Source organism: Methylobacter psychrophilus, assembly GCF_025583945.1.
In the GTDB taxonomy this organism is placed as follows: Bacteria; Pseudomonadota; Gammaproteobacteria; order Methylococcales; family Methylomonadaceae; genus Methylobacter_C; species Methylobacter_C psychrophilus.
This window is the reverse complement of record NZ_JAOEGU010000005.1, coordinates 30,987-45,265: the sequence shown is the minus strand read 5'-3', so window position 1 is coordinate 45,265 and position 14,279 is coordinate 30,987. Positions and strand designations below refer to the sequence as shown.

General features: G+C 44.0%; 7 protein-coding genes. 4 read left to right on the top strand and 3 right to left on the bottom strand.

All coding sequences use genetic code 11. The annotated features are described in order from the left end of the window. The first annotated feature begins 456 nt into the window (after nucleotides 1-456). On the top strand, nucleotides 457-3,273 hold the full coding sequence (uvrA, locus tag N7974_RS04075; RefSeq protein WP_262964381.1) for an excinuclease ABC subunit UvrA: 2,817 nt from the start codon (nucleotides 457-459) through the stop codon (nucleotides 3,271-3,273). 420 nt (nucleotides 3,274-3,693) lie between these two features. Then, on the top strand, nucleotides 3,694-5,052 hold the full coding sequence (locus tag N7974_RS04070) for an MFS transporter (RefSeq protein WP_262964487.1): 1,359 nt from the start codon (nucleotides 3,694-3,696) through the stop codon (nucleotides 5,050-5,052). Between the two features lie 104 nt (nucleotides 5,053-5,156). On the opposite strand, the gene N7974_RS04065 is transcribed toward N7974_RS04070, so the two are convergent. Continuing rightward, nucleotides 5,157-5,666, bottom strand: coding sequence for a hypothetical protein (locus tag N7974_RS04065; protein ID WP_262964380.1), 510 nt, complete (start codon nucleotides 5,664-5,666; stop codon nucleotides 5,157-5,159). Nucleotides 5,667-5,713: 47 nt separating this feature from the next. Beyond that, nucleotides 5,714-7,135 carry a P-loop NTPase family protein gene (locus N7974_RS04060; RefSeq protein ID WP_262964379.1) on the bottom strand — a complete coding sequence of 474 codons (1,422 nt, stop codon included), beginning with the start codon at nucleotides 7,133-7,135 and terminating at the stop codon, nucleotides 5,714-5,716. Nucleotides 7,136-7,350: 215 nt separating this feature from the next. On the opposite strand from N7974_RS04060, the gene N7974_RS04055 reads away from it, so the two are divergent. Further along, nucleotides 7,351-7,749 (top strand): hypothetical protein, encoded by a 399-nt coding sequence (locus N7974_RS04055; RefSeq protein WP_262964378.1) that lies wholly within the window; start codon nucleotides 7,351-7,353, stop codon nucleotides 7,747-7,749. A gap of 293 nt (nucleotides 7,750-8,042) precedes the next feature. On the opposite strand, the gene N7974_RS04050 is transcribed toward N7974_RS04055, so the two are convergent. Further along, the gene (locus N7974_RS04050; RefSeq protein ID WP_262964377.1) at nucleotides 8,043-9,260 is read right to left on the bottom strand and encodes an FAD-dependent monooxygenase; all 1,218 of its coding nucleotides are present in this window, start codon (nucleotides 9,258-9,260) and stop codon (nucleotides 8,043-8,045) included. A gap of 368 nt (nucleotides 9,261-9,628) precedes the next feature. Here N7974_RS04050 and gltB point away from each other — a divergent pair, with 368 nt between their 5' ends. Beyond that, complete coding sequence (gene gltB / locus N7974_RS04045) at nucleotides 9,629-14,248, top strand: glutamate synthase large subunit (protein ID WP_262964376.1); 4,620 nt, start codon at nucleotides 9,629-9,631, stop codon at nucleotides 14,246-14,248. Nucleotides 14,249-14,279: the final 31 nt, after the last annotated feature.

Below are 14,279 nucleotides of genomic sequence, written 5' to 3'. Positions count from 1 at the left end.
TGGGGTTTGCAATAACTGGAGTCAAAGTAAACTTAACTTTACTTTGACTCCAGCTATTAATGTCGTAATGTCGGGCAACGATGAAGCTGTTGCCCGCCCTACAAGGCTATAATGGAATGGCTAAAAATAGCTTGGGAGCCGCCAATTAACCCCAAGGATCTCCCATTGATTCTGCTCACAGTCTTTGAAATTCTCAGGGAGTACCTAATAATTCTCAGGGATATCCCAAAGACTCGCAGGGAGAGCAGAATAACTCTCGACACGCTCCCAATGACTGTCGGTAGGTTCCCTGAAAGAGGCAATATGAGCAAATAAATGTGGCTACCATCACTGAACAGTAAGACCATCAGTAGTCTAAAGATTTATAGGTTGCTTTATAATTAACCTGCTGTGCGTTTGTGCTAACAGCACTTTAAACGTATATTAGGGAGCTGTTTACATTGCCGGAATTATTTGATGGATACCATTAGCATACGCGGTGCCAGAACCCATAACCTGAAAAATATTGATATTGACCTGCCCAGGGATAAACTCATCGTTATTACCGGGCTTTCCGGTTCAGGTAAATCATCACTCGCTTTTGATACTATTTATGCTGAAGGTCAGCGGCGCTATGTGGAATCTCTTTCTGCTTATGCGCGTCAGTTTTTATCCATTATGGAAAAGCCGGATGTTGATCATATAGAAGGCTTGTCGCCCGCCATTTCCATCGAACAAAAATCTACTTCCCACAATCCTCGCTCAACAGTCGGTACGATTACCGAAATTTATGATTATTTACGGTTGTTATTTGCGCGTGCCGGTACGCCGCGTTGCCCAGAGCATCATGTGTCACTGGAAGCACAAACCGTCAGCCAGATGGTTGATCATATTTTGGCGCAGCCGCAAGATCAACGCTGGATGCTGTTGGCGCCGGTAATTAATGACCGTAAAGGCGAGCATAGCCAGTTATTGGATGATTTGCGTGCCCAGGGCTTCATTCGTGCCCGTATTGATGGTGTTGTTTACGATTTGGATGACGCGCCGGCTTTGGATTTAAAAAAGAAACATACCATCGAAGTGGTGGTTGATCGGTTTAAAATTCGTGAGGATCTGGCACTACGCTTATCCGAATCATTTGAGACCGCTTTGCGTATTGCTGACGGTATTGCCATTGCCGCTTGTATTGAAGATGCCACAGAGTTGGTATTTTCTGAGCGTTATGCCTGTACGCAATGTGGTTATAGTTTGACCGAGCTGGAACCGCGCATATTCTCCTTTAATAATCCCAAAGGCGCTTGCAGCAGTTGTGATGGTTTGGGCGTCAGACAGCATTTTGATGCCGATCTGATTGTTCACAATCCCGATATCAGTCTTGCCGGTGGTGCTATTCGTGGTTGGGATCGGCGCAATGCCTATTATTATCAAATGATCTGCTCACTGGCTCAGCATTATGGTTTTGATCTGGAAGTCCCTTTTTCAGCGCTGTCCAAAGAAGTACAAGATATTGTGCTTTATGGTAGCGGAAATACCGCCATTGATTTTAAGTTTATGTCCGGCACGGGATCGGTTAAAACCAAGAAACATCGCTTTGAAGGCATTATTGCCAATATGGAACGGCGTTACCATGAGACCGATTCGCAAATGGTTCGTGATGAACTGGCCAAATATCGCTCGCACCGGCCTTGTAACGTCTGTAATGGCGCCAGACTTAATGTCGCCGCCCGAAATGTCTTCATTGAAGAGTTTCCCATACATCAGCTGACCCATTTACCGATTCGCAAATCCCTGACTTTCTTTAATGAGTTATGTCTGCCAGGTCAACGCGGCGAAATCTCGGTAAAAATTATTAAAGAAATCCAGGAGCGGTTGGAATTTCTGGTTAATGTCGGGCTGGATTATTTGACGCTGGATCGCAGTGCGGACACGCTTTCGGGTGGTGAAGCCCAGCGCATCCGTCTTGCCAGTCAAATTGGTGCAGGTTTGGTGGGTGTTATGTATGTGCTTGATGAACCCTCTATCGGTTTGCATCAACGGGACAATCAGCGCTTGCTGAATACCTTGTTTCATTTGCGTGATTTAGGCAATACCGTTATCGTGGTTGAGCACGATGAGGATGCCATACGCTCGGCACAGCATATTGTCGATATTGGTCCTGGCGCGGGCGTTCATGGCGGACGTATTATTGCCCAAGGTACACTGGATGATATTCTTAATAACGAAGACTCATTAACGGGGCAATATTTATCGGGGAAAGTGAGTATTGAAATTCCGGAATTATTAACGCCTATCGATAAAGACAAGTTAATTACCATCCGCAATGCCCACGGCAATAATCTAAAGAATGTGGATATTTCCTTTCCTGTGGGGTTATTGACTTGTGTCACCGGCGTGTCGGGTTCCGGTAAATCAACCTTGGTTAACGATACGTTATATGCTTATGCGGCGCGGTTAATCAATCGTGCCGGTATTATTCCGGCGCCCTGTGATGCTGTCGAAGGACTGGAGCATTTTGACAAGGTCGTTGATATCGATCAAAGCCCGATAGGCCGCACGCCACGTTCTAATCCGGCAACTTACACCGGTTTGTTCACGCCCATACGCGAACTCTTTTCAGCGACTCCTGAAGCACGCTCACGAGGATATACCGTCGGACGTTTCAGTTTTAATGTTAAGGGTGGTCGCTGCGAAGCCTGTAAAGGCGATGGCGTTATTAAAGTTGAAATGCATTTTTTACCGGATATTTTCGTGCATTGCGATGCCTGTAACGGCAAGCGCTATAACCGTGAAACCCTGGAAATACGTTATAAAGGCAAAACCATTCATCAAGTACTGGAGATGACGGTAGAGGATGCTGCCGAATTTTTTAGTCCGGTGCCAACGTTGGCCAGAAAGTTACATACCTTAACCGAGGTAGGTTTGAGTTATATTACTTTAGGGCAAAATGCGACAACGCTGTCCGGCGGCGAAGCGCAGCGCGTGAAGCTCGCCAAAGAACTTTCCAAACGTGATACAGGCAAGACCTTATATATTTTGGATGAGCCCACTACCGGTCTGCATTTTCATGATATAAAACAATTGCTGGGTGTGCTGCATACCTTGCGTGATCACGGTAATACCGTTATTGTTATCGAGCATAACCTGGATGTGATTAAAACAGCCGACTGGCTGGTTGATATGGGACCTGAAGGCGGTGATGGTGGTGGTATGCTGGTTGCCGAAGGTTCGCCAAAACAGGTTTCTGAAAATGCAGCATCGTATACGGGACATTATCTAAAGCGCTTCTTTGAATAAGCGTTTTGGCATTCTTCATAAAAGTCTAAAGACAGTTGACTCTTTTTTATCACAAACAATGCTAATAACCTTTGGCGGGTTAAGCGCTAGCCGTAACCCGCCAAAGATACTTCGATTTGTCGGGTTATGCCCTCTGGGGCACAAGCGCTGTCGCTAACCCGACCTACGCGACGGTAATTGCAAAGAGTGTAAATCGAGGAATGAAGAATGCCAAAAAATGCTAATAATCTTTGTAGGTCGGGTTAGGCGCTAGCCGTAACCCGACACAGATACTGAAGTGTTTTGTTTATCAGTAAAATTATTAATTAATTACATGAAATAAACAGGGTTTTATTGTTACCGTAACCTGTTTATGATACTAAAATTTTAAGCCTAAAGGAGCAACCGGTTTTGACAAAAGTGCAGGATATTACGAGTCCGATGAGTTCATCGGAAAAGCGGGCAACGTGGTCTTTAGCAAGTATTTATGCTTTACGCATGCTGGGATTGTTTTTGATTTTGCCTGTATTGTCATTATTTGCCGAACAACTTGAAGGCTCAACACCGGCATTAATCGGCATGGCTATCGGTGTTTACGGTATTAGTCAGGCAATTTTGCAAATTCCTTTTGGTTTAATGTCAGATCGGTTTGGCAGAAAAAAAATCATTATCATCGGCTTGATACTGTTTTTGATCGGTAGTGTGGTTGCGGCACTTTCAAGCAGTATTTACGGGGTTTTATTGGGCAGGGCGATACAAGGATCGGGTGCAATAGCCGCACCTATTATGGCTTTGGTGGCCGATTTAACGCAAGAAGTACATCGCACTAAAGCGATGGCATTAATTGGTCTCAGCATTGGCGTCTCTTTTGGGGTTGCCATTACCGCAGGGCCGGTCATTGCCGGATTTATTGGCGTTCACGGGATATTCTGGCTGATTGCCGGATTGTCATTAATCGCTATTTGGGTTGTTCGTTATCAAGTACCTGATCCGAAGCAATCCAAAGTTCATCGGGATGCCGAACTGGTTCCCGGCCAGTTTTTTAATATCTTAAAAAACAAGGAATTATTACGACTTAACTATGGCATTTTTATTTTACATGCCATTTTAACGGCCAGTTTTGTAGTTGTACCATTATTAATGCGTGATACCGATTTATTGCCTGCCGAGCATTGGAAAGTTTATTTACCGGTTTTTGTTATTTCAATGGCCGCCATTATTCCGTTCATTATTTTGGCAGAAAAAAAACGCAAGATGAAACCGGTATTCATCGGTGCTATTGCTGCATTGGTTCTGGCTGATTTGGGTTTAATGCAGTTTAATGCGTCTTTGCCGGCAATTATTGGTTTTCTTTGGTTGTTTTTTACCGGCTTTAATTTATTGGAAGCCACTTTACCGTCATTAATTTCCAAGACTGCACCGGGTGATTTAAGAGGGACTGCAATGGGTGTTTATTCAACTTCCCAGTTTCTGGGTGCCGGTATTGGCGGTGGGATAGGCGGTTGGTGCTATGGCGAATATGGTGCCAGCGGGGTGTTTTTATTTTGCGCAGCAGCGGCATTGAGCTGGTTGATACTGTCATTCAGTATGAAAGCACCACGCTATTGGGCCAATTTACTTATCTCCCTGGAAAAAATTAACGAGCAGGAAGCCAATGATTTTGTTGCGGCGATGTTAACAATTAACGGCGTAGAGGAAATTACTTTGCATTATGATGAGGCTGTGGCTTATCTTAAAGTCGATAATCATCAACTGGATAGAAATGAGTTACAAGGTTTGATTAATCAATATGTTGGGTAATTGAGGCCTACAGTCTTTCAGATATTAAATATTCAATTTATGTGATTGTAAACTCACACAGATACCATCCCTTGAAGGGATGTTATCTGTCGGGGCCTCAAAGTCTACATCAATATATTGCCTATGGCAAACGCACCAAAATAAGTTGCTATAAAATAAAGCAATGATAAAGCCAGGCTGGCGCTAGAAGTGATGGCAAGTATTTGCCTGAAAATATAGGCCATCACTATAAATTCCCACAGGAACAATACCCCCAAACTATAATAACTTAAAAGATCTTCACTGACGGTTAGCCAGATCAAAACCGGAGTGACGAAAACAGAGATTATATTGGCACAAACCAAAATAGCTGTTGTTACTTGTATATAGGCATATAAGGCCTTGTTTAAATGCAATATTACGCCTATAAACAATAGCGTTAGCAGTGTTTGTATAGCGACTTCAATAAACGATTCAAAAGGATCGTCCGTCATGTTCGCTTGCATGAAATACTCAAAAATAAAATAGAAAAACAAGTTTTGTTTAAAAAAACTTGTTGATCTTGTTAGCTCAAGCGGGTTGTGTTTAAGCCAGCACAAAGGCAAATATTGTTTTAGAATTTCAATAGTTAACATGGCAAGTCATGCTTGTTGTCAGAATGATAAGTTTTTAAAATCGGCAATTATGTTTTAAATTTTGATAAATCCACATAGTCGGATTGCTCATCTTCTTGGTAGTCTGTGAAAACTTGTTCATCATAAGTACCAAAGTTATCATTTAACGATTGCACCAGATTTTTGGTTTTATCGCTTAATTCAATTAAGCGGGCCTTAATTTTTTTATTCCAGGCCGCCGGTTCATTAATGGGTAACAGCATGCGTACAAAGGTTAAATTCTTTTCAAAAAGATTAGCCAAATTTTCCATTAAATGCAGTTCCTTCTGGCGTTCATTGAGTTTGGTAATAATTAATTTGGCATGTAGTCGGCTCATCAGTAAATGTACAGGCACCATAATTGCCAACAGAATGGCGATTAATATAGGGCCAATAATAGGGTCAATTAAAAACTCTAAAATTCCTACATTTATTTCAGCAAAAACTGCCAGGATGGCAATAAAGCAAAGAATAATCATGCTGGAGATATTGACGCGTTCTTTCCATAGCAGGATGCCATTTTTTACTTCCGGTATTATTACGTCTTCAATCTCGCGTATGTTTTTTTCTAGTGAGTCCAGAACGCGATAGGATCGATTATAGGCAACATTGGACATACGCTCATCGATTTCAGAAAAATCGACTTTGTCCAGCGGGTTAATACTGTTTTGCTGATTAGGGACAATAATAAATTGTCCGGTGTTTAATCCCGTACCGGAAAGCTTTCTTTGCCAAGAGGCAATGATTTCATTGGCTTTACCTGGATTGAGCGTTGCCAAGGGATCGTCTATCAGGTAAACAAATTTATTGGAATCCTGGTGAAGGGTAATATCTTGTATCAAGTCATCAAGCATTGGCGAAGCTGATTCAAATACATCGGTAAAAACCAACACCAGATCAGAGTTTTCAACAATATGTTTTATAAACATTGAGTTAATCGGATTGGTTTCTACCGCGCTGATATTGGGCGTATCGATGAATAATTTACCTTTAAGACGGTCACTATTGATGGTTTTTAATTCCAGATAAGAATTAATCCGGTTACCTTCACCTTTTTGCAGTTGCTCCATTTTTCTGCTGATTTGATAAAAAGGGTAGCGGGGATCAACATCCAATGCTGTGCCAGGTAACGTTGCGGAATTATTTTGGCTATTTTGTAAGAGTACCGTAAATTTGTGATTGGTTGCCTGAATGCCAGAGGCTACTTGTTGAATGTTAAGGTAGCTGTTAATAAACCGGGATTTTGCCGTAGAATTGCCGCCAATCAAACTGATTATTGGCCACCATGAATTTTTACTGGCAGTCGTTTCATCGGCTTCAATGAGACCAAGATCATATTCAATTTGATCCAGATCATGAAAGACTTTTGCTGATCTTAGTAATACCGGATTGTCATTGGCGAAGTATTTTTCAAGGTTGATCAGATATTTGCTGGGCGTCTTTTCAGTCATCAGTTTGATCTCGTGTTTACTTGTTTTTGAGATATAAAGCCTTTGGAGTATACACCTAAGGCTGTTTTGATAATACATAAAACAGGGTCAACATTAAAGCGGTTTTATTTTTATAAAACGATACCTCTTTGTCTGTTTGTTGTTTTTTTGTACTCGAATAAATCGGATTCATAGTATATTAACATCTCAATTAACAAGACTTATGCAAGGGTAAAATGACAAAATGGAATGCCGGTTTGGTTGGTTTATCAGGCTTAACGTTGATGTCAGTTATGCTAATAATATCAGGGTGTGCGACGCCTTTGGTGGGCCGCTATGGTGAAAATGGCCAAACGAAGGAAGAGTTTACGCGTTATGTGGAAGGCGTGTTTAAACTTCAAAACAGCATGACCAGTGAAATTATGGCGATTTTGGAAACGGATAGCGAAAATAATCATGATGATTTATTACTGGCCGAGCAAAATATGCAGCAAGCCTGTGGACCACTTAATGAATATGCTTCCCGCGAAAGTGAAGGCTTGAATATCGGCTTTTTTCTGAGTCGGCGCGTTGAGAAATCGGCTATTGATTGCGAGCGCGCCGCTCAAAAAGTCAAGGCATTGTTGAAACACTAACAGACGAAGCCTGTCGGGGTTTACAAACTGGTTTCCACGTTTTATAACTGACTCAAATCCAGGCTGCAACAAGTCTGTTGTGGCGAAAGCTGGAATTGATGTTTCCGTCACACATCCTTGCTGCGCCGGAAATGTTGCTCCCTTTTGACAAGCCCTGAACAAGATTAGGTGAGATTTTTCGGCCTTATTTAATTACATCATCCTCTGTAGCCAGACATTACAAAGTTTTTTATTAGCCATAAAAACATGAAGAAATAAAACGTCGTATCTTCATGGCGATATTGTTCTGTAAGCTAAATAATCCGCTCGCCTCTAGCCAGTTTGGGCAATTTGCCTTCCAAGCCCATGGCACTACGCATGACTTTATTTTTGGCTGGCAAAATTCGTTCCGCCAGTCCCAAGCCTAAATTACGTATCAGCTTTACGGGTAATATTTCATTACTGAATACCTGGTAAAAAATATCCATGACGGTCATCATTTTGAGGTTTTCATTGCGACGCAATTGTTCATAATGCTTTAAAACGCTTAAATCGCCAAGTTCAAGGCCTTTTTTTGCGGCATCAAGCAACACTTCGCCTAAGGCTGCTGCATCCAGCAAACCAATATTAACGCCTTGCCCCGCCAGAGGATTGATCATGTGCGCGGCATCACCAACCAAAACCACGCCGGGTTTTACGTAGTTTTGGGCATGTTGTCGCTTAAGCGGAAAACTAGCCACGCCCAGCACACGGTTCACTTTGCCGAGGCAGGCAGGGAAGGCGGCAACCAATTCATCCTTCAATGCTTCAAGTGATAATGATTTTAAGCGACTGACTTCATCAGGCGAATTGTACCAGACGATAGAGCCATAATTTCCTGTCAGCGGTAAAAATGCTTGAGGACCGCTGGGCAAAAAGCGTTGCCAGGTTATATCCTGCTGTCCATAAGCGGTTTCAATATAAATAACCATGGCATGTTGTTTATAATCCCAGCTGGTTACGCCCAAACCTACCGTTTGTCTGACTTTGGACTGGCCACCATCGGCGGCAACCAAAACTTTTGCAGACAAGATGCGCCCGTCTTCCAGTTCCAGTTCACTTGGTTTTCCGGCGACGTAATTGATTTTTTTAATGCCGACCGGACAGATCAGTTCGACATTGTCAAATTCTTGCAGGCGATCCAATAAAGCCAATTGGGTTATCCGGTTTTCTACGATATAACCCAACTCGGGATAGTCAATATCATCACTACAAAACTCGGTATCACCGGTAGTTTCCCATACCCGCATTCTACGGAAAGGGCAAAAACGTCGATTAATAACACCTTGCCAGGCTCCCACGGTTTCCAGTATATTTTTGGAAGCAATGCTAAGAGCAGAAACCCGCAAATCATGCGGCTGATCAGGCGCAAACGGCAGTGGCGGAGAACTTTCGATAACCGCAACTTTTAATAAACTACCACCCAGACTACAGGCAACGGCGGCTCCAACCATGCCACCACCTACGATTACCACATCAAATTTTTCTTTCATAATTAATCGACCATAAATTCAAGCATGCAACATAGTAGGAAAGATACCATACTTACTTGGTCATTAAGAAAATACCTCTATTGCGATGGTATTAATGGTTAATGAATTTTGAATTTACAAGGCAACAATTTTTTGATTTTATAGTCATTACCGATTTTCCTGTTCAACCAATTTATGACTGTTTTTAGAATGCTTGCGATTGTTGGTTAAGTGTTGTAAAACATAACTTAAGAGGTTTGTTTATCATTTAGATAAGGTAGCGGTTTTGCCCGCCGATGCCTTCTGATAGAAGTACTAAATACGAGTGCCAGGCAAAGGGTTGTAAGGGAAAAATAGTAACTCTTTTGTAATTTCTTTTTGAGGTAATTATGAGTCAAAGTACGCTACCGGCCAGACAAGGTTTATATGATCCGCGTCATGAACATGATGCGTGTGGAGTGGGGTTTATTGTCCATATTAAAGGCCATAAAAGTCATGCGATTGTAAAACAGGGTTTGGATTTACTTAAAAACCTGACGCATCGTGGCGCAGTTGGTGCAGATCCTTATGCTGGTGACGGTGCGGGAATTTTGATTCAAATGCCTGATGCTTTTTTACGTGCCGAGTATGAAAAAAAAGGCTTATCGCTACCTACTGAAGGAAATTATGCGGTAGGTATGGTATTTTTACCACGCGACGAATCTGATCGGGCGAGCTGCGAAAGCCTGTTTACTGAAATCATTGCCCGGGAAAAAGCCATATTTTTGGGCTGGCGTGATGTACCGGTTGATAATTACGAGTTGGGTGCTTCGGCAAAACGGGTTGAGCCGTTTATCAGACAGATTTTTATCGGACGCGGTATGGATTGTCCTGATCAGGACGCTTTTGAGCGTAAGTTGTTTGTTATTCGTAAGCAAGTTGAAAATGGCATTCGCACTTTGAATTTGAACAATGGTGACTCTTTTTATGTGCCATCGTTATCAACGCGTACTTTGGTTTACAAAGGTATGTTGTTGGCGAATCAGGTCGGCCCGTTTTACCCTGATCTCAGTGATGAGTGTATTGTCAGTGCCTTGGCATTGGTGCATCAGCGTTTTTCCACCAATACCTTCCCAACTTGGGATAGGGCTCACCCTTTCCGTATGATTGCCCATAATGGCGAAATCAATACCTTACGGGGTAATATGAACGGTATGGCTGCGCGTCGGCATTCAATAGCATCCAAAGTGTTGGGCGAGGATGTTCATAAGCTGTGGCCATTAATTGCTGAAGGACAATCAGATTCCGCATGTTTTGATAATGCCGTTGAATTATTGGTTGCCGGTGGTTATACGCTTGCCCACGCCATGATGTTACTGATTCCTGAAGCATGGTCAGGCAATGTCTTGATGGATAAAAGACTGCGCGCATTTTATGAATATAATGCTGCGCTGATGGAGCCTTGGGATGGGCCGGCCGCGATTGCCTTTACTGACGGTCGTCAGATTGGCGCAACATTGGATCGCAATGGTTTGCGCCCGGCGCGTTATCTGGTTACTGACGATGATTTTGTCATTATGGCGTCAGAGATGGGAGTACTGGATATACCGCAGCATAAAATCATCAAAAAATGGCGATTGCAACCGGGCAAAATGCTTATGATTGATACCGTGCAAGGACGCATCATTGATGACGCAGAATTGAAGGCGGATTTGTCTGCCCGCTATCCTTATTCTGAATGGTTGGATAAAACGCAAATTTTGCTGTCCATGCTACCCCATGAAATTTCAGCAATGGCACCGGATGCTGCTACCCTTTTAGACCGGCAGCAGGCATTTGGTTATACCCGGGAAGATATTGAGTTTATCTTAAAACCAATGGCTCAAACAGGTCAGGAAGCCATTGGTTCAATGGGTATAGATGCTGCGTTAGCGGTACTGTCGCAGCGTCCGCGCCTGTTATACGATTATTTTAAACAAGGTTTTGCCCAAGTCACCAATCCGGCGATAGACCCGATTCGTGAAGAATTGGTCATGTCTTTGGTTTCGCTTATTGGTCCCAGGCCGAACTTACTGGGGTTGGATGAAGGTGGCACGCACATGCGGTTAGAAGTTGAACAGCCTGTTTTGACCAATCAGGATCTGGAAAAAATTCGCCGTATTGAAGCGCGTACCGGTGGCGTTTTTAAAACAAAAACCTTAAGTCTGTGCTATCCCTCTGATTTGGGGGCAAGCGGAATGGAAGGGGCGCTGGATAAGCTTTATCTGGCCGCTAAAGAGGCTGTTAAAGACGGCAATAACATTTTGGTGCTTTCTGATCGAGATCTGGATGCGGCACATGTTGCCATTCCCGCCTTGCTGGCGACATCTGCGGTGCATCACTATCTTACCCGTGAAGGTTTACGTACCAAAGCAGGTTTGGTGGTCGAAACCGGCGAAGCACGTGAAGTTCATCATTTTGCGCTGTTGGCGGCTTTCGGTGCAGAAGCGGTTAATCCTTATCTGGCTTTCAACACAGTGTCACGGTTTTGCCAGGATATACCGGATCTTACCGAGTATGAAGCGCATAAGCGTTATGTTAAAGCCGTGTCAAAAGGCTTGTTGAAGGTGATGTCAAAAATGGGTATTTCGACCTATCAGTCTTATTGCGGTGCCCAAATTTTTAATGCCATAGGCTTGGCGGAGCCCTTTTTGGAGCGTTATTTCACCGGTACCACCAGTACGATTGAAGGCGCCGGTTTACCGGAAATTAGTCAAGAAACTTTGCGTCGCCATAGTTTGGCGTTTGGTCATGAGCCGTTATATCAGGATGCACTGGATACTGGCGGAGAATATGCTTATCGCATACGTGGTGAAGCGCATACCTGGACGCCGGCAACTATCAGTACCTTACAACATGCCACGCGTACCAATAGTGCCGAAGGCTATGCAGATTTTTGTCGCTTAATTGATGAGCAAAATGAAACGTTGCTGACTTTACGTGGCTTGATGACGTTTAAGGAAGAGGCAAATCCAGTGCCCCTGGATGAAGTCGAGTCGGTTACCCAAATTCTTAAACGTTTTGCGACCGGTGCGATGTCGTTCGGTTCAATTTCCTATGAAGCGCATACGACCTTGGCGATTGCCATGAATCGTATCGGCGGCAAATCCAACACCGGTGAAGGCGGTGAGCTTTCAGAACGTTTTAAACCTTTGCCCAATGGCGATTCCATGCGTTCTGCGATCAAGCAGGTGGCGTCGGGGCGTTTTGGTGTGACTACTGAGTATTTGGTCAATGCCGATGATATTCAAATTAAAATCAGCCAGGGTGCCAAGCCGGGTGAGGGCGGGCAATTACCGGGACATAAAGTCGATGCGATTATCGCTAAAGTTCGTCATGCCACGCAAGGTGTCGGTTTAATATCACCGCCACCACACCATGATATTTATTCGATTGAAGATTTGGCGCAGCTTATTCATGATTTAAAAAACGTTAATCCTAAAGCGCGTATCAGCGTTAAATTGGTGTCTGAAGTAGGTGTGGGTACGGTGGCGGCAGGTGTTTCCAAAGCCCATGCCGACCATGTTACCATCGCCGGTTATGATGGCGGCACCGGTGCCAGTCCGATGAGTTCGATTAAACATGCCGGTTTGCCTTGGGAAATCGGCCTGGCTGAAACGCATCAAACACTGGTGCTTAACAAGTTGCGCGGACGCATTGCCGTACAAGTTGATGGTGGTTTACGAACCGGGCGAGATGTCATTATCGGTGCTTTGTTGGGGGCTGACGAATTTGGCTTTGCGACTGCGCCGTTGATTGTTTCGGGTTGTATCATGATGCGTAAATGTCATTTGAATACTTGTCCGGTCGGTGTGGCGACACAAGATCCCGAGCTTAGGAAACGGTTTACCGGACAACCCGAGCATGTCGTTAATTATTTTTTTATGATCGCCGAAGATGTGCGCCGGTGGATGGCCAAGCTGGGTTTTCGTAACTTCGACGAAATGATAGGCCGTTCCGATAAACTGGATATGCAACGGGCGTTGTCGCATTGGAAAACGGACGGACTGGATTTTAGTCGGATTTTCTATAAGCCTGAGGTCGACGGTTCCACGGCTGTTTATCATTGCGAGCAGCAAGAACATGGTTTGGAACAGGCACTGGATCATGTGTTAATCGCACAAGCGCAGTCTGCTCTGGAAAATAGACAGGCCGTTGTTATCAATATCCCGATTCGTAATATCAATCGCACTTTTGGCGCGATGTTATCCGGCGAAGTTGCCCAGCGTTATGGGCATAAAGGCTTGCCCGAGGATACCATTGCCATTCATGTTAAAGGTACTGCCGGTCAAAGTTTTGGTGCATTTTTGGCACAAGGTATCAGTATCGAGCTTGAAGGTGAAGGTAATGATTATGTCGGGAAAGGCATGAGTGGCGGACGTATCGCTATTTATCCGCCTAAAGAGTGTCCTATTGATCCGGCGGAAAATATTATCGTCGGTAATACTGTGCTCTATGGCGCAATCAGCGGTGAATGTTATTTTAACGGTATTGCTGGTGAGCGTTTTGCCGTGCGTAACTCGGGTGCTATTGCGGTTGTTGAAGGCGTGGGCGATCATGGTTGTGAATATATGACCGGTGGTGTCGTTGTTGTCCTTGGCAAAACCGGGCGTAATTTTGCCGCTGGCATGTCAGGTGGTGTAGCTTATGTGTTGGATAAAGAGAACAATTTTGATCAGCTATGTAATTTAGCCATGGTTGAGCTTGAGCCGGTTCTGGCAGAAGATCAAATTCTGGAAATGGTAGCGCACCAAGGTGGCGATTTGGAAACTCATGGACGTGTTCACATTATGTCTGATATGACGCGCCATGATGCCCAGCGTTTGAAGCATTTGATTCAAAATCATAAACGCTATACGGGCAGCAAGCGCGCACAACATATTCTGGATAATTGGCAGGATTATTTACCGCGTTTCATCAAAGTGATGCCGGTTGATTATCGCGCCGCGCTTAAACAAATTCAGGCAGAACAAGCTTCCGCGTCCTGCTAACGCCCCTCGCCTACGTCCTGTAGGCGAAGCT

Bases quoted from the DNA above. Each gene is read 5' to 3' on its own strand.
- uvrA (WP_262964381.1), top strand. From the start codon at position 457: ATGGATACCATTAGCATACGCGGTGCCAGAACCCATAACCTGAAAAAT.
- gltB (WP_262964376.1), top strand. From the start codon at position 9,629: ATGAGTCAAAGTACGCTACCGGCCAGACAAGGTTTATATGATCCGCGT.
- N7974_RS04050 (WP_262964377.1), bottom strand. From the start codon at position 9,260: ATGAAAGAAAAATTTGATGTGGTAATCGTAGGTGGTGGCATGGTTGGA.
- N7974_RS04055 (WP_262964378.1), top strand. From the start codon at position 7,351: ATGACAAAATGGAATGCCGGTTTGGTTGGTTTATCAGGCTTAACGTTG.
- N7974_RS04070 (WP_262964487.1), top strand. From the start codon at position 3,694: ATGAGTTCATCGGAAAAGCGGGCAACGTGGTCTTTAGCAAGTATTTAT.
- N7974_RS04060 (WP_262964379.1), bottom strand. From the start codon at position 7,135: ATGACTGAAAAGACGCCCAGCAAATATCTGATCAACCTTGAAAAATAC.
- N7974_RS04065 (WP_262964380.1), bottom strand. From the start codon at position 5,666: ATGTTAACTATTGAAATTCTAAAACAATATTTGCCTTTGTGCTGGCTT.